General features: G+C 65.1%; 17 protein-coding genes. 10 read left to right on the top strand and 7 right to left on the bottom strand.

The window, feature by feature from the left end:
- Nucleotides 1-6: 6 nt before the first annotated feature.
- The 7 genes from ACEN42_RS02985 to mpl all read right to left on the bottom strand — a co-directional run bounded on the left by ACEN42_RS02985 (nt 7) and on the right by mpl (nt 8,038).
- A complete protein-coding gene (locus ACEN42_RS02985) occupies nt 7-996 on the bottom strand; it encodes a 2-dehydro-3-deoxygalactonokinase (RefSeq protein WP_238212793.1) in 990 nt (329 codons plus the stop codon).
- Nucleotides 993-1,937, bottom strand: a complete 945-nt coding sequence (locus ACEN42_RS02980) for an IclR family transcriptional regulator (protein ID WP_187606068.1) — start codon at nt 1,935-1,937, stop codon at nt 993-995. The genes ACEN42_RS02985 and ACEN42_RS02980 overlap by 4 nt, the downstream gene beginning before the upstream one ends.
- Before the next feature lie 349 nt (nt 1,938-2,286).
- Nucleotides 2,287-3,036, bottom strand: coding sequence for a monofunctional biosynthetic peptidoglycan transglycosylase (mtgA, locus tag ACEN42_RS02975; protein WP_187606069.1), 750 nt, complete (start codon nt 3,034-3,036; stop codon nt 2,287-2,289).
- Nucleotide 3,037: 1 nt separating this feature from the next.
- The gene (gene aroE / locus ACEN42_RS02970) at nt 3,038-3,880 is read right to left on the bottom strand and encodes a shikimate dehydrogenase (RefSeq protein ID WP_238288282.1); all 843 of its coding nucleotides are present in this window, start codon (nt 3,878-3,880) and stop codon (nt 3,038-3,040) included.
- Complete coding sequence (locus ACEN42_RS02965; RefSeq protein WP_371880583.1) at nt 3,877-5,931, bottom strand: ribonuclease catalytic domain-containing protein; 2,055 nt, start codon at nt 5,929-5,931, stop codon at nt 3,877-3,879. Before ACEN42_RS02965 ends, aroE begins: the two co-directional genes overlap by 4 nt.
- Before the next feature lie 74 nt (nt 5,932-6,005).
- On the bottom strand, nt 6,006-6,605 hold the full coding sequence (locus ACEN42_RS02960; RefSeq protein ID WP_238212797.1) for a YqiA/YcfP family alpha/beta fold hydrolase: 600 nt from the start codon (nt 6,603-6,605) through the stop codon (nt 6,006-6,008).
- Nucleotides 6,602-8,038 (bottom strand): UDP-N-acetylmuramate:L-alanyl-gamma-D-glutamyl-meso-diaminopimelate ligase, encoded by a 1,437-nt coding sequence (gene mpl / locus ACEN42_RS02955; RefSeq protein WP_371881053.1) that lies wholly within the window; start codon nt 8,036-8,038, stop codon nt 6,602-6,604. Before mpl ends, ACEN42_RS02960 begins: the two co-directional genes overlap by 4 nt.
- Nucleotides 8,039-8,187: 149 nt before the next feature.
- Here mpl and ACEN42_RS02950 point away from each other — a divergent pair, with 149 nt between their 5' ends.
- The 10 genes from ACEN42_RS02950 (at nt 8,188) to ACEN42_RS02905 (ending at nt 16,459) form a co-directional block, all read left to right on the top strand.
- Nucleotides 8,188-8,838, top strand: a complete 651-nt coding sequence (locus ACEN42_RS02950; protein WP_187606074.1) for a UDP-N-acetylmuramate--alanine ligase — start codon at nt 8,188-8,190, stop codon at nt 8,836-8,838.
- Nucleotides 8,839-8,856: 18 nt separating this feature from the next.
- Nucleotides 8,857-9,396 carry a TlpA family protein disulfide reductase gene (locus tag ACEN42_RS02945; protein ID WP_371880582.1) on the top strand — a complete coding sequence of 180 codons (540 nt, stop codon included), beginning with the start codon at nt 8,857-8,859 and terminating at the stop codon, nt 9,394-9,396.
- Between the two features lie 205 nt (nt 9,397-9,601).
- Nucleotides 9,602-9,862, top strand: a complete 261-nt coding sequence (locus ACEN42_RS02940) for a hypothetical protein (RefSeq protein ID WP_250484147.1) — start codon at nt 9,602-9,604, stop codon at nt 9,860-9,862.
- 75 nt (nt 9,863-9,937) lie between these two features.
- Nucleotides 9,938-10,411, top strand: coding sequence for an acetyl-CoA carboxylase biotin carboxyl carrier protein (accB, locus tag ACEN42_RS02935; RefSeq protein WP_187606077.1), 474 nt, complete (start codon nt 9,938-9,940; stop codon nt 10,409-10,411).
- A 154-nt stretch (nt 10,412-10,565) separates the two neighbouring features.
- Nucleotides 10,566-11,933, top strand: coding sequence for an acetyl-CoA carboxylase biotin carboxylase subunit (accC, locus tag ACEN42_RS02930; protein ID WP_035507740.1), 1,368 nt, complete (start codon nt 10,566-10,568; stop codon nt 11,931-11,933).
- A 34-nt stretch (nt 11,934-11,967) separates the two neighbouring features.
- Nucleotides 11,968-12,870 carry a 50S ribosomal protein L11 methyltransferase gene (gene prmA, locus ACEN42_RS02925; RefSeq protein ID WP_035507744.1) on the top strand — a complete coding sequence of 301 codons (903 nt, stop codon included), beginning with the start codon at nt 11,968-11,970 and terminating at the stop codon, nt 12,868-12,870.
- Nucleotides 12,871-12,955: 85 nt separating this feature from the next.
- The gene (locus tag ACEN42_RS02920; protein WP_371880581.1) at nt 12,956-14,278 is read left to right on the top strand and encodes a DUF3426 domain-containing protein; all 1,323 of its coding nucleotides are present in this window, start codon (nt 12,956-12,958) and stop codon (nt 14,276-14,278) included.
- A gap of 127 nt (nt 14,279-14,405) precedes the next feature.
- Nucleotides 14,406-14,906, top strand: coding sequence for a thiol peroxidase (tpx, locus tag ACEN42_RS02915; protein WP_035507749.1), 501 nt, complete (start codon nt 14,406-14,408; stop codon nt 14,904-14,906).
- 117 nt (nt 14,907-15,023) lie between these two features.
- Nucleotides 15,024-15,962 carry a carbohydrate kinase family protein gene (locus tag ACEN42_RS02910; RefSeq protein WP_035507752.1) on the top strand — a complete coding sequence of 313 codons (939 nt, stop codon included), beginning with the start codon at nt 15,024-15,026 and terminating at the stop codon, nt 15,960-15,962.
- Between the two features lie 17 nt (nt 15,963-15,979).
- Nucleotides 15,980-16,459, top strand: a complete 480-nt coding sequence (locus tag ACEN42_RS02905) for a glycine zipper 2TM domain-containing protein (RefSeq protein WP_035507755.1) — start codon at nt 15,980-15,982, stop codon at nt 16,457-16,459.

The following is a 16,459-nucleotide window of genomic DNA, read 5'->3' as shown; positions in this document are numbered from 1 at the left end:
TCCTTTTCAGGCCGTGCGCACGGGCGCGGCGACGAGCCCGGCGCGCGCTGCAATTCGATAAAGGCCGCGCTCGGTGGCCTGCGCGACGGTCGGCGCGTCGTGGCAACCGAAGCGCGCGAGCGCGGCGCGATAGCGGTCGCAGAGCGCGTCGTTGCCGATCAGGCGCAAGGTCTTGCCCGCGAGCGCGGATCGTTCGCGCGTGAGCACTTCGTTCAGGCCGCGCAGCTCGTGGCCGATCAACAGCCCCGACAGATAATCCGGCTGCTGCTCGCCCGTCAGCTGACCGGTGAGGCCGAGCGTGCGCGTGGTGAAGATCGTTGCAAGCACGCCTGCGTGACCGGCATCGCGCGCCGTATCGACGCCGCGAATGAACGCCTGCTCGTCGTGCGACGCGCCCGGCTGCATCGTGCGGCCGAGAATCGAGTGATCGCGCAGCGCAGCGAAGGTCTCGCCCGTCATGAAGGTGTAGAAGCGCTCGATGCGCTCGTCGCTCACGAACGCCCATTTCGCGTGCGTGCCCGGCAGGCCGATCAGCGCGCCGCCCGACGTTCCGAGCGACGGCTCGCTCGCCAGCGCCCCGAAAATCTGCGTCTCTTCACCGCGCATCACGTTGGGCAACACGCCGCGCTCCAGCACGCCCGGCACGACATGCACCTCGACGCCACGCGCCGCCTTCACCGTGACGATGCCCGCGACGAGCGCATCCGCGCCGGCTGGCGTTTCGACGTACGGCGCTTCCACCCAGCCCTGCGCGCTGCCGACCATGCCCGCCGCGATGACGGGCAACGGCGCGGCAAGCGTCGCATGCGCATCGAGCCACGCGCCGCAGGTTTCCTCGAACGCCTGATCGAAGCGGCCCGCGGGCAGATTCATGATGCCGGCCGGCGATGCGCGCGTGTCGAGCACGGCGCCGTCCGCGCCCAGCAGATAGGCGCGCAGCGATGTCGTGCCCCAGTCGAGCGCGATGAGCGCGGGCGTGGAAACAGATGCGTTCATCGCTTGATCCTGCGGGCCGCCAGCGGGGCGCGCCAGCCAAGTTCCTCGGAAATCGCGCGCGCCTCGCGCTGCACGACCGGAATCAGTTCTTCCATGCGTTCATGCGGCATATAGGGAATCGTGCTCGCCACCGACAAGGCCGCGACGATCGCGCCCGACGCATCGCGCACCGGCGCGGCGACGCAGCGGATCGATGCCTCGTTTTCTTCGAGATCGAACGTGAAGCCGCCTTGCGAATAACGCGTCATGCGCTGCAGGAAGGTGTCGAAGTCAGGGCGGTTGTCGGGCTTGAAGCTCGTTTTCGCGAGCACGCGATGCGACGCTTCGAGCAGCTTTTTCCACGTGTTCGATTCGAGGTCGAGCATCATCGCCTTGCCGATGCCCGTCGATGCGAGCGGCATGCGATGCCCGACGCGCGAGCGCATCTCCAGGCCGCGCGTGCCGGGAATCTTGTCGATGTAGAGGACGTCGTCGCCGTCGCGCACGCCGAGGTGAATGGTGTCGTGCGTGTGTTCCGCAAGCACTTGCAGATGCGGGCGCGCGACCGCCGTGAGCGGCATCTGTTCGAGCGCGATCGTGCCCAGTTCGATGAGCTTCGGCCCGAGCAGATAGCCGCCCTGCACCTGGCGAAGATAGCGCGCCTGCACGAGCGAGCTGACGAGCCGATGCGTCGTGCTGCGCGTCGTGCCGAGCGCCGCGCCGAACGAGCGCAGATCGCGCGCGCCGTTCGCGGCGGCTTCGAGAATTGCGAGACCGCGCAGGAGCGTTTGCGTGCCGGCCTGCTGCGGCGTGACATCGACAAGCGCGCTCGGCAATGCGATCGCATCGGGATCGGGCGTGTGCTTCGTCCCGCTTGCGCCGTTGCGCTTCACGTTCGGGCCGCTCGCGTGCGCGGATTGCGCTTCGGCGGCATCGGTTTCAGGGTTCTGGAATTTGGTCATGGCGCGGTTCTCGATCACGATGCGCGTCGGCTGGCGCTAGCGGGCGCCGTGGCGCGCACTGCCGGACGAACGTGCGAATCGTGTGAAGAGGCCCGCGAGCGCGGACAGGCGATCGAGTGCATGACGTGTCTCCGTTGTTCTGGTCGTGCGCGCCGCAGAGTCTCTCCGGTCGTCGCTCGCATGTGCCGTTCAGGCTTTGGTCGGATTGTAGTTCGGGCTCTTCAAATTATTCAATATGTGATCGTCATGCTCAGATAATGGGAGAAAATCTGACCGCCGATAGCACTCCAAACACAAAAAAGCCCTGATATATCAGGGCTTTACATTGTTTAGTTTCGCAAACTGAATTTCATTGCGGCAACTCCGCCGCACCCATTCGGCGCGCGATGACGCGTGAACGCTGCGACAGATACGGCGCGTTGCGATGATCGTCGAAATACTTGGGCCGCGGCAGCATCACAGCGAGCCGCGCGCTCTGTCCGACCGACAGATTCGCCGCCGACGTCTTGTAGTAATACTGCGCCGCCGCCTGCGCGCCGTACACGCCGTTGCCCCACTCGACCGAATTCAGATAGATCTCGAAGATGCGTTCCTTGTCCATCCAGAATTCGAGCATCCACGTGATGACGAGCTCCTCCGCCTTGCGCACATAGCTCTTCTCGCGCGACAGAAAGAGATTGCGCGCGAGCTGCTGCGAAATGGTCGAACCGCCCGCGACGATTTTTCCGCGCGCCTTGTTCTTCTCCCACGCCTGAAGAATGGCGTCGGTTTCGTAGCCGTTGTTGTTGACGAAGTTGGCATCTTCCGACGCGATGATCGCGCGCTTCAGGTTGCGCGAAATCTGGTCGTACGGCACCCAGGTGCGCTGCAGCGACACGCCGGGATGCGTCTTCGCGAGCGTCCATGCATCGGAGCGCATGAAGGCCGTCGGGCCGGGATTCACGACCGTCCAGATGCCGATCTGCGCGAAGAAGTAGAGTTGCGTCGCAATGAATGCGATGCCGAGCACCGACACGCCGTACAGGATCCATCGCGCCGGGCCGAGACGCACCGCCTTGTGCACGCGTGGCGCGCGGCTCCCGATCGGCGCGGTGGTCATATCAGGCTTTGGCTGCGAGCGTCTGGCGCAATTCGCGCAGCACCGCGCCGCCGTCCGGGCGCACGCCGCGCCAGATAAAGAACGATTCGGCGGCCTGCTCGACCAGCATGCCGAGGCCGTCCGATGCGCGCGCGCCGAGCTTCGACGCGTGCTGCATGAAGACGGTCGGTTGCGCGCCGTACATCATGTCGTAGGCGAGCGTGCCCGCGCCGAACGCGCTGTCGTCGCAATCGGGCAAGGCTGCGTCGAGGCTGCCCGCGGTCGCGTTGACGATCACGTCGTAGCGGCCCGCTTCCGCGCTGTCGGCGCCGCCGCCCGCGAAGCGCACGCCGCATTCGGCCGCGTTTTGCGCGAACTGCTCGACGAGCTGATGCGCCTTCGCCGCCGTGCGATTGACGATCGTGAGCGCCGCCGGTGCGCGATCGAAGATCGGCAGCACGACGCCGCGTGCCGCGCCGCCCGCGCCGAGCAGCAGAATGCGCGCGCCCTTCAGGCTCACGCCGAGATTCACCTCGATGTCGCGCACGAGGCCGACGCCATCGGTGTTGTCGCCGCGCACGCCATCGGGACCGAAGGCCAGCGTGTTCACCGCGCCCGCCGCCGCCGCGCGCGGCGACAGCGAATCCGCGAGCGCGTGCGCTTCGAGCTTGAACGGCACCGTGACGTTCATGCCGCGTCCGCCCGACGCGACGAAGTTCTTCACCTCACGCTCGAAGCCGTTGAGCGGCCCGAGAATGCGCCCGTATTCGACAGGCTCGCCGGTCTGCTCGGCGAACTTCGCGTGAATCCACGGCGATTTGCTGTGCTCGATCGGATTGCCGATCACCGCGTACTGATCTTTCATGGCGTCGGTTCCTGCGCGTTGTCCGGCGTTTCCGGTTGTGGCTGTTCCGCCGACGCTTCCGCCTGCGCTTCGGCTTCGCTTTCGGCGGAAAGATCGTCGGTCTCGATGATCTCCTCTTCGGCTTCCTCTTCCTCCACCGGCGCGCTCGCGGACGGCGCATCGATGACGTGCAGCAGACGGCACGACGCCTCGACGGTCAGTTCATCGATCGACACGACTTCCAGCATCAGACGCGTGCCGCGCGCATGCACGCCGAGGCCCGGCACGTGCAGGATCAGCGGAATTTCTTCGAGCCGGACGAGATCGTCCTTGATGACCGACGCAGGAACCTGCTTCCGGTTCTCCTGCTTCAGCCAGCGCAGACACCAGAAATACTCCATGCGGCGCTGATGATCGGCGTACGCGGTGTAGGTGTCGTCGAAGCCCTGCACGACGGCGAACAGATCCGCGTCCTTCGGCTTGAACGGCGCGGCGAGCTTGGCCGTCACGCCGTGCTGCACGCACGCGAGCAGTTGCCATTGATTGACGAGATCGACGTAGCGGCGCAGCGGCGACGTGCTCCACGCATATTGCGCGACGCCCAGCCCTTCGTGCGGCGCGGGCGTCGTCTGCATGCGCGTGCGCTTCGGACCGGGACCGCCGAAGCCGCGCTGCGAGCGATAGATGCCCGGCACGCCGTGATCGTCGAGGAATGCGCCCCACGACGAATTAGCGAGAATCGCGAGTTCCGCGACGATCAGATCGAGCGGCGAACCGCGACGGCGCGGCGTGATCGTGATGTGCTCGCCATCGACATAAAAATTGAAGTCGTTGTTGCGCTGCACTTCGCGCTTGAGACCGTAACTCGCACGCGCCTGCTGACGCTTTTCGAAGAGCGCCTGCGCGAGCGGCCACAGCACCGCGATATCCGCCTTGTGCGCGTAATCGCCCGTGCCGGCGGCGAGGCTTTCCTCGGTGACGAACGCATCGAGATGGTTGTGGCGCAGATTGCTCTTCACGAACACGCGTTCGGCGCGCGTTTCCGTCGCGACGATTTCCTGCGTTTCGCGATTCACGATGATGTACAGCGACAGCGCCGGACGCAGCCCGCCTTCGCCGAGCGTGAACACATCCACGACGTTGTCCGGCAGCATCGTGATCTTGTCGCCGGGCATGTAGACCGTGGAGAGACGCCCGCGCGCGATCGCATCGATCATGTCGCCGCGCGTGATGCCGAGCGCCGGCGCCGCGATGTGGATGCCCACGCGCACGCGGCCATCGGAGAGATGCTGGACGGAGAAGGCGTCGTCGATTTCGGTCGTGGTGACGTCGTCGATGGAAAAGGCTTCGACATTCGCTTCCGGCAAATCTTCGGGCAACGGACCCGGCTGCACCGACGGAAAGCCGGTGCCGTGCGGAAAGTATTCCGACAGAAAGCGCGCCTCGTGCAACGCGCGCGGCGACGCGATGCCGCCGCATTCGAGCATCAGCCGCGCCTGCGAAATGCCGCGCGCGGCCGCCGCTGCTTCGAGCGCCTTGTACTCGATGGAATTCTTGTCGGGCTTCGTGAGCAGGCCGAGCGCCTTGTCCTTCAGCGCGTCGGGCAGCTTGCCCGCCTTCAGGTCGTCTTCGTAACCCTGCTGCACGAGCGCCTGCTGACGCTTGCGCTCCAGCCCTGCGAGCGCCATCTGCAATTGTTCCTGCGGCGCGCGCTGATACTGGCCGCGCCCCTTGCGTCGGAAATAGACCGGCGCGCCGTGCATGCGCAGCACGAGCGCCGCGCGTTCGGTCGGACCGAATTTGTCGCCGAAATAGTCCGCGCCAAGTGCAGCGAACGGAAATTCGTCTTCGGGCGCGCATTCCCACAGAAAGTCGAGATCGATTTCCTGCGCGATGGCGTCGGCTTCCTGCATCAGGTCGCCGGCCGCGGGTTTGTCGAATTCGATCAGCACGTCTTTCGCGCGCACCTTGGCGCGCCGCCCGCCCGGCAACTCGACTTGGAACGCGTCGCCCTGCTTGGACAACACCGATCCGGCCTTGAAACTACCCGATTCCTCGAAGAAAACGTTCACTCAATACTCTCGTAAGACGGTGGACCGGGCCGCGTGATTTGCGCCGGTGGTTGAATTGGTGTGACGCCGCGTGCTCACGCCGCCGCCGGCGCGACGAGCGGTGGCGGCGCCTGATCGCAAAACGCGATGACATCGGCGAGATAGGCCGGGAAGTCGCTGATCGCGTGATCGCCGCCCTGAATCAGCGTGGTCCGCACGCCGGGATAGTGGTCGAGCATCGTGCGGTAATCGAGCACTTCGTCGCCCGTCGCCGCGATCAGATAGTAGCGCTCCGGCCGCGTGATCGAGTCGATCGCGAGCGCGCGCAGTTCGTCCAGATGACTCGGCAATACGGTGATGCTGCCGTCGCCGTGCCACAACGGCTGCTCGCCGAGATAGTGGCTCAGATCGCGATCGGGCATCACCGCCGGATTGAGCAGCACGGCGCGCCAGCCGTGTTTCTCGGCAAGATACGTCGCGTAGTAGCCGCCGAGCGAACTGCCGACGACGGTCACATCGCCCGGCTTCTCGTCCGCGACGAGCGATTCCGCCAGCGCGACGGCATCGAACGGCGACACCGGCAGCATCGGGCACTGCCATTCGCCGAGCCGCCCGAGTTCCGCGAGACGCGCGTGCATCACGCGCGCCTTGAAGGATTCGGGCGACGAGCGAAAGCCGTGCAGATAGAGAATCACGAATGTCCTCCCGCGCCACGCGCGGATAGCGCGTCGAGCAGCTTCTGATGGACGCCGCCGAAGCCGCCGTTGCTCATCACGAGCACGTGGTCGCCGGGGCGCGCGGCGGCCGTGACCGCCTTCACCAGAGGTTCGATCTCGTTGAATGCCCGCGCCTTGTCGCCGAGCGGAGACAGCGCCTCGGCGAGATCCCAGCCGAGCTTGTCGCGGCCTTCACGCGCGCCGTAGCCGAATACCAGATCCGCGCTTGCGAGACTCGCGGGCAATTGCGCCTTCATCGTGCCGAGCTTCATCGTGTTGGAGCGCGGCTCCAGCACGGCGAGGATGCGCGCATCGCCGATTCGCGTCCTCAATCCGGCGACGGTGGTGTCGATCGCGGTCGGATGATGCGCGAAGTCGTCGTAGACGGTGACGCCGTCCACGCTGCCCTTCACTTCCATGCGCCGCTTCACGTTGCGGAAGCTAGAAAGCGCCTTGACCGATTGCGCCGCCGGCACGCCGACCGAGCGCGCCGCCGCGATCGCCGCGAGCGCGTTCATGCGGTTGTGCTCGCCCTGCACCTGCCAGTCGACGACGCCCTGCCGCTCGCCCTCCCAGTACACGGCGAAATGCTCATCGACGGTCGCGCCCTGCTCGACGGGCAACGCCTGCCAGCCGCCGTCGACGCCGAAGCGCTCGACGCCCGACCAGCAGCCGCGCGTCAGCACGCGTTCGAGCGCGGTCTCGCGCCCGTTCGTGACGATGCGCCCGACGCCCGGCACGGTGCGAACAAGGTGATGGAATTGCGTTTCGATGGCGGCGAGATCGGGGAAGATATCGGCGTGATCGAATTCGAGGTTGTTGAGCACCGCCGTGCGCGGCCGATAGTGGACGAACTTCGAGCGCTTGTCGAAAAACGCGGTGTCGTACTCGTCGGCTTCGATGACGAAGAAGCTCGAATCGGTCAGACGCGCCGAGATGCCGAAATTGAGCGGCACGCCGCCGATCAGAAAGCCGGGGTTCATGCCCGCGTCTTCGAGCAGCCACGCAAGCATGGAGCTCGTCGTGGTCTTGCCGTGCGTACCCGCGACGGCGAGCACCCATTTACCGTTCAGCACGTGCTCGCCGAGCCACTGCGGGCCGGACGTATATGGCAGCCCGCGATCGAGAATGGCTTCCATCAGCGGATTGCCGCGCGTCACGACATTGCCGATGACGAATAAGTCCGGTTCGAGCGCGAGTTGCTCGACGCGGTAACCTTCGATCAACTCGATGCCCTGCGCTTCGAGCTGCGTGCTCATCGGCGGGTAGACGCCTGCGTCGCAGCCGGTGACCTTGTGGCCCGCCTCGCGCGCCAGAACGGCCAGTCCGCCCATGAAGGTGCCGCAGATGCCGAGGATGTGGATGTGCATAAACCGTGTCGCGCCGCGCGGGCGATTGAGATGCAAAAACAGGAACGGCGCCGTTCGTGGGCAAACCCGTGCAGAAAGGCGCCTGAAGGCGCATATTGTAACCGAGCACGCCTGGCGCTCTTTCGCTGGCGCGAGCGTGCCGCACCGAGTCCGCAAAAGGGCCGTCCGAGCTTATCTAGTATCATTCCGGCATGGTTCGCAAATCACATTTCGATCCGCAGCGCGTGCGCGAGGAAATCGCGATTGCCGCCGCGAGAATGATCGCCGAGGACGGGCTCGACTACTCGACCGCCAAGCGCAAGGCTGCGCGGCAGGTCGTCGGCGAGGCGAAGATCGGCGGCGAGTTTCTGCCCGATAACGATCAGATCGAAGAGGAAATCCGCGAATATCAGGCCATTTTCCAGAGCGAGAGCCAGCCGGTCGTGCTGCGGCGCATGCGCGAAGTCGCACTCGAATGGATGGAACGCCTGAAACCCTTCGACCCGTATCTGACGGGCGCGGTGCTCAACGGCACGGCGGGCGAGCATTCCGATGTCCATCTGCAATGCTTTTGCGACAATCCGAAGGAAGTCGCGATTTACCTGCTGAACGCAAACATACAGTACGACGTGTCGGAAACGCGGCATTTCGCCGGTCGCGGCTATGTCGAGACGCTGAGTTTTCTTCATCGGGTGCGCAACGAGGAGCCGACCGGCGTACACATTGCGCTCTACGGCACCGATGATCTCCGTGGCGCCGTGCGCGCGGACGGTCGCGGACGCCTTGCGCGCGCGAACGCCGCGGCGGTGCGCACGCTGCTCGATCATCGCGATGATGCCCCGCCGCTGGAAATCGGCGGCTGATCTTTTCTCTGGACGCTCATGAAAAGCATACGCATTCTGGCGGCCCTCGTGGTCGCGGTCGCCGCGACCGTCGGCGGCTTTTACGCGGGTCACGTATTTACCGGCGGCGATAGCGTCGCCGCGACCCCGGCGAGCGGGAACGCCGTCGATCAGCTCTGGAAAGCAACGCCGCCGGGCGCTTCGGGCACGTCCGTGCCGCTCGCGTCGTTCAAGGGCAAACCGGTCGTCGTCAATTTCTGGGCGTCGTGGTGCGGACCGTGCGTGAAGGAAATGCCCACACTCTCCGCCATGCAGCGCGACTACGAGAAGAAAGGCATCAAGTTCATCGGACTTGGCGTGGATAGCGAGAAGAACGTCAACGACTTCCTGAAAAAGGTGCAGGTCGCGTATCCCGTCTATGTCACCGGTTTCGGCGGCGCGGATCTTGCGCGTAGCTTCGGCAATAACGCGGGCGGCCTGCCTTTCACGGTCGTGATCGACGCGAAGGGGCAGATCCGCTCGACAAAACTGGGCGAAGTCGATCCGGCGGAGTTGAAGCACACACTCGACAGCCTGTAAAAATTCGCTGTCTGTAGGCTGCGACTTGCATTAAGTAAGCCGCAAGTTAGGGTACAGTACACCGATCTTGCGGGAAATTGAGTCGGTCATGCGGCGTGGAGCGGTAATTTGTCCCACAGTTTCGGAAGGCGCCGCACGGGAAAACTAGACAAAATTCTCTAAACGGCGCTAAAGTGCGCCGAATTCCGCACAACCCGAAGCGACTATGACAACTCTGCCGGTGCCGCGTGGCCACCTCGCCGTCAAGTCCGACATCCGTGAAAACGATGACGGTCGCCGCAGGGCATCCGCAGGCGTCGTGCGCTGGCAGTTCGGGCGCGCACATCAAAGCGACCACGCCGAAGCGTTCGACATGAACGCCCGCGGTGTGCCGACCGATTCCGCCGCCGTCGTTTCCGTCGGCGCTTGCACGGGCGCGGGAGTGCGTGCGCGCGTCGGCCTGCTGGCCGCGCAGGCTCGCGGCTGAGCAGTTCAGAACACCCACAAATCAAGTCAAGCACCGGGCAACCCCGGTCTCCAAGTATTGAAAGGGGATTTTTCGATGGACCTTCGTAAACTGAAAACGCTGATCGACCTCGTCTCGGAATCCGGCATCTCGGAGCTGGAAGTGACGGAAGGCGAAGGCAAGGTTCGCATCGTCAAGAACGCCGCGCCTGTCTACATGCAGGCGCCGCAACAGTACGCGCCGCAAATGCAGGCGCCGGCCGCGCCGCACTTCGCGGGCGCGGGAGAAGGTGCGCCGGCCGCAGCGGCCGCGCCGGTGGCAGCCGTGCCGCAAGGTCACATCGTGACCTCGCCGATGGTCGGCTCGTTCTACCGCGCGCCGTCGCCGGGCGCGGACCCGTTCATCCAGGTCGGCGATACGGTGAAGGAAGGCCAGACCCTGTGCATCATCGAAGCGATGAAGCTCTTGAACGAAATCGAATCGGATAAGGCCGGCGTCGTGAAGGAAATCCTCGTCGAGAACGGACAGGCGGTCGAATACGGCCAGCCGCTCTTCGTGATCGGCGACTGAAGGCGCATCGGGCCGTGCGGCGGATGCGGTCTGCATCGCCGTCGCACAGCTTCACCGCGCCGGCGCGCAGAGCAGCATCGATCCGTCGAGAAGCGCGCCGCCGATTGGATCCCCGAGGGCCGCTCGCGCGAGCCCGTTGATGAGCCGACCCACTATGTTTGAAAAAATTCTCATTGCGAACCGCGGCGAAATCGCGCTTCGCATCCAGCGCGCGTGCCGCGAGCTGGGCGTCAAGACAGTTGTCGTCTACTCGGAAGCCGACAAGGAAGCGAAGTACGTCAGGCTGGCCGACGAAGCCGTCTGCATCGGACCGGCGCCATCCAACCTCTCGTACCTGAACATGCCGGCGCTCATCAGCGCGGCCGAAGTCACCGACGCCGAAGCCATCCATCCCGGCTACGGCTTCCTCTCCGAAAATGCCGATTTCGCCGAGCGCGTCGAGCAATCGGGCTTCACGTTCATCGGTCCGCGTCCCGAGACCATCCGCCTGATGGGCGACAAGGTCACCGCCAAGCAAACGATGATCAAGACCGGCGTGCCGTGCGTGCCGGGTTCGGAAGGCGCATTGCCGGATGATCCGCGCGAGATCGTGAAGATTGCGCGCACGGTCGGCTACCCCGTCATCATCAAGGCGGCGGGCGGCGGCGGCGGGCGCGGCATGCGCGTGGTGCACACGGAAGCGGCGCTCGTCAACGCGGTCAACATGACGCGCGAGGAAGCGGGCCGCGCCTTCGGCAACCCGCAGGTGTACATGGAGAAGTTCCTCGAAAATCCGCGCCACATCGAGATCCAGGTGCTGTCGGATTCGTTCCGCAACGCGATCTGGCTCGGCGAGCGTGACTGCTCGATGCAGCGTCGTCACCAGAAGGTGATCGAGGAAGCGCCGGCGCCGGGCATCGCGCGACGTCTCATCGAGCGTATCGGCGACCGCTGCGCCGACGCCTGCAAGAAGATGGGCTATCTCGGCGCGGGCACCTTCGAGTTCCTGTACGAGAACAACGAGTTCTACTTCATCGAGATGAACACGCGCGTTCAGGTCGAGCATCCGGTGACGGAACTCATCACGAGCGTCGATATCGTTCAGGAACAGATTCGCATCGCGGCGGGCGAAAAGCTGTCGATCCGCCAGAAGGACATCCAGTTCCGCGGCCACGCGATCGAATGCCGGATCAACGCGGAAGATCCGTTCAAGTTCACGCCGTCGCCGGGACGGATCACGTCTTGGCATACGCCGGGCGGCCCGGGCATCCGCGTGGATTCGCATGCGTACGCGAGCTATTTCGTTCCGCCGAACTACGATTCGATGATCGGCAAGCTGATTGCCTACGGCGCGACGCGCGAGCAGGCGATCAACCGCATGCGCATCGCGCTGTCGGAAATGGTCGTGGAAGGCATCTCGACCAACATTCCGCTGCATCGCGAGATGATGATCGACGCGAAGTTCGTCGAAGGCGGCACGAGCATCCACTATCTCGAGAACAAGCTGGCCGCGCGTCAGGCGGCGGTCGCCGAAGAGTCCTGAAGCACAGCGAAGCAAGAGAGCACGAGACACGAGCATGAGTTACCGGGAATTGATCGCCGAGCTGGATCGCGAGCACGCGGAAGCGCTGTCGGACGCGCTGCTTGACGTCGGCGCCTTGTCGGTGTCCGTCGAGGACGCCGACGCCGACACGCCCGACGAGCAGCCGCTCTTCGGCGAGCCGGGGCTCGTGCCCGAGAAGCGTGCGTGGAACCGCTCGCGCGTCGTGGCGTTGCTCGCCGAGGACGCCGATCCCGACGTGCTGCTCGCCGCGGCCGCGAACGAAATCGGCCTGGCGGCGACGCCCTCTTTCACCGTGCGCGACGTCGAGGAACAGGACTGGGTGCGTCTCACGCAGGCGCAGTTCGATCCGATTTCCATCGGCGAGCGTATCTGGGTCGTGCCTTCGTGGCACGACGCGCCCGACCCGAGCGCGCTCGTGCTCGAACTCGATCCGGGGCTCGCATTCGGCACCGGCAGCCATCCGACTACGCGCCTGTGCATGGAATGGCTGGAGCAATCCGTGCGTCCGGGGCAATCGCTGCTCGACTACGGCTGCGGCTCCGGCATCCTCGCGATTCTCGCGAAGAAGTGCGGCGCGGACCCGGTCGTGGGCATCGACATCGATCCTCAGGCGGTCGAGTCGGCGCGTCAGAACAGCGAGCGCAATCGCGCGGACGTGACCTACGGTTTGCCCGACGCGTGCCCCGCCGGCGAATTCGATATCGTCGTCGCGAACATCCTCTCGAATCCGCTCAAGCTGATGGCGTCGATGCTGTCCGCGAAGGTGAAGCCGGGCGGCAGAATCGCGCTGTCGGGCGTGCTCGCACGGCAGGCCGACGAGGTCGCGGCGGTCTATGCCAAGTGGATCGACATCGGCGTCTGGCGCGAGCACGAAGGCTGGGTATGCCTCGCGGGAACGCGGCGCGAAAGCCTTTAGAATAGCGCCATCTTCCACGAATAGGCCGTCAGGCCAACGGCACTTCTATATGGCGCTGGCAACCCGCTGCCCTCACTGCGAAACCGTGTTCAAGCTGGACCCGCACCTGCTCGCGCCGCACGACGGCCGCGTGCGCTGCGGCCACTGCCAGGAAGTTTTCGATGCCGCGCATCATCGCTTCGAGCTTCCCGATGAACCGGCTGCGGCAAGTGTCGCTCAGCATGCCGCGATCATCGACGATGATGTCGCCGTCGGCCCCACGACCAGTTCGGGCGCCGGCCCCGCTCCCGATGCGCCGACGCACGTGACGGCCTTGCCCGACGCTCCGCTGAAACCGCGGCCCTTCGCACCGCGCAATCTCGATCTCAACGCAACCGGGCCGGCAAGACATGCCGCTACGCCTTCTCTGCCGGCGGGCGCCAAACCCTCCGGCGTGGATAGCGAGCGCACGATCTACGGCGATTCCCCCGCGTTCGCGGGTGCCTCGGGGCAAACGCGGCCTACGCCGCCGCGCACGGAGCCGGCGCCATCCGATGCCGCGAACGAGCCGTCCGCGCTGCCCGGCGAAGCGGGACGCCTGAAGCAGTTCATCCGCGTGGGCGCGCCGCATGCCGATGCCGCGAATTCCGCGCAAGGCGGCGTCGATGCGCCGCTCGGCGAGCCGCCCGTCGCGCCCGTTGCGCCGTTCGCTCCTGTCGACGATCGCGCCGAGCCGTTCATCGGACCGGTTCATGAGCAGGACACACCGCCCGTGCAGCCGACGCCGGAACCGCCCGCGGCACCCGCATGGCGCGACGACGCGGAACCGGGCTTCGTCGGCAAGAAACCGCCCGCGCCGGTTCGCCGTGTCAGCGCGAACGAAGCGTTTCCGGTCATCCGCGAATCGCGCGAGCAGCGAGAGTTGCGCGCGCCGGCGCGTGTCGGCTCGGGGAAAGCCATGCGCGTCGTGGGCATCATCGTCGCCGTGCTGCTGGCGTTGCTGTTGCTCGTGCAACTCGCGTGGTGGCAACGCGAATCCGTGATGGTCTTTGTGCCCGCCTCGCACGCGCTCTATTCGGACGTCTGCGATCAGATCGGCTGCACGATCTCGCCGCCGCGCGACATCGACGGATTGCAGATCGAGAGCTCCGGTCTGCGTCAGGTCGACGGTCCGCACAAGCTCGAATTGAAGCTGTCGCTGCGCAATCGGCTGGATGTCGCGCTTGCGTATCCGGCGCTCGAACTCACACTGCTCGACGACAAGAACAACGTCGCGATCCGTCGCGTGCTCTGGCCGCAAGATTACGCGCGAGCGGGTACGATATTCGCCGTCGGCCTTCCGCCGCAAAGCGCGCAGCCGGTCGTCGTCCGGCTGGATACCGGCGACGCGGTCGCCGCGAATTACCGGGTTCAGGTCTTTTATCCGTGATCACGGCCTCGCGCCGTTCATCGCGCGCAAGGCTCCGAACCGAGTGCCACACGACGCGCGTCCCTGCCCTCACGGCTCGGCACGCGCGATTTTCCCGTCAGCATCTGACAATTCTCTGGAGCGCAACATGAGTCAAGTTACCCTCGGCGGCAATCCCATCGACGTCAGCGGCACCTTTCCGGGCGCAGGCCAGCAAGCGTCCGAATTCACGCTCGTCGGCGCCGATCTCGGCGACATCAAGCTCGCGAACTTCGCGGGCAAGCGCAAGGTGCTGAACATCGTGCCGAGCCTCGACACGCCGACCTGCGCCACCTCGACGCGCAAGTTCAACGAAGCAGCCGCCGGCCTGAACAACACGGTGGTGGTCGTCGTTTCGGGCGACCTGCCGTTCGCGGCGAAGCGTTTCTGCACGACCGAAGGCATCGAAAACGTCGTGACGGCCTCGACGTTCCGCGGCCACGAGTTCGCGCAAGCGTACGGCGTCGACGTGACGAGCGGCCCGCTCAAGGGCCTGACGGCCCGCGCGGTGGTTGTTCTGGACGAGAACAACAAAGTGCTGCACTCGGAGCTCGTGCCTGAAATCAAGAACGAGCCGAATTACGACGCAGCGCTCGCCGCACTGAAGTAATTCTTTCGGCGGACCGCTCTCGACCGGAGCGGTCCGCGCATACGAGGCGCGGGGAAAAGCTCGCCGCGCCTCGTATGCGCATTTTTTCCTCGGCACCTATTCTTAAGGACGTTCGCCTTGGCTACGCTCATCTGCGGCTCGCTCGCCTACGACAACATCATGACCTTCCAGGGCCGCTTCGGCGACCATATCCTGCCGGATCAGGTGCACATGCTGAACATCAGCTTCCTGGTGCCGACGATGCGGCGCAACTTCGGCGGCTGCGCGGGCAATATCGCCTATGCGCTGAAGCTCCTGGGCGGCGATCCGAAGATCATGGCCACGCTCGGCGCGGCGGATTCGCAGCTCTACGTCGACCGGCTCGACGCGCTCGGTCTGTCGACGGAATACGTGCGCGTGCTGCCCGATCAGCACTCGGCGCAATGCTTCATCACCACCGATCTCGCGAACAACCAGATCACCGCGTTCCACCCCGGCGCGATGATGGAATCGCACCTGAACCGCGCCGATGAAACGCGCGGCATCTCGCTCGGCATCGTCGCCCCCGACGGCGCGCGAGGCATGCGCGAACACGCCGAAGGACTGGCCCGCGCCGGCGTGCCGTTCGTGTTCGATCCGGGTCAGGGACTGCCGATTCTCGACGGTGTCGAACTTTGTCGCATGATTGAACTCGCCACCTACGTGGCGGTCAACGATTACGAAGCCAAGCTGTTGAGCAACAAGACCGGCTGGTCGATCGAAGACATCAAGAGCCGTGTCGATGCCCTCGTCGTCACACGTGGCGAACACGGCGCGCAGATCTATCATGACGATGGCGTGCTCGACGTTCCCTCCGTGAAGGCGCATCAGGTGGTCGATCCGACCGGCTGCGGAGATGCATTCCGCGGCGGCCTGCTGTACGGCATCGAAAACAAGCTTGGCTGGGAGAAAACGGGTCGTCTCGCGAGTCTGATGGGTTCGCTGAAAATCGAACATCAGGGACCGCAAACCTACGCGCCGACGCGCGCCGAAATCGAAGAACGTTTCAAACAGGCTTTCGGAAACAGCCTGTTCTGAGTGATTGGAGTGAAGGAATGAAAACGGTAAGTCGTATCGCGCTTGCAATGGCGCTCGTCGGCTCGGTCGCGCTGACGGGCTGCGCCTACAACAGCAGTTCTTCGGACGTTTATACGGCGTCGCAGGCGCAGCGCGAGGAAACGGTGCGCATGGCCACCGTCGAAAGCGTGCGCGGCGTGAAGATCAGTTCGAACAACGGCCAGCCGACCGGCCTCGGCACAATCGGCGGCGGCGCGCTCGGCGGCGTCGCGGCGGCCAGCGCGATCGGCGGTGGCAATGGCTCGATCATCGCGGGCATCATCGGCGGGCTGGCCGGCGCTGTTGCGGGTAACGCGGTCGAGAACAGCGTCGCGATGAAGAACGGTCTGGAGATCACCGTGCGCCTCGATAACGGCGACATGCGCGCGATCACGCAGACCGCGAACGGCGAAGTCTTCCAGGCGGGCGAGCGGGTGCGTCTGCTGTCGAGCGGCGGCGTCACGCGCGTGACTCACTGA

This window comes from Caballeronia sp. S22 (assembly GCF_964261745.1).
In the GTDB taxonomy this organism is placed as follows: Bacteria; Pseudomonadota; Gammaproteobacteria; order Burkholderiales; family Burkholderiaceae; genus Caballeronia; species Caballeronia jiangsuensis.
This window is presented reverse-complemented; position numbering and strand designations above follow the sequence as displayed.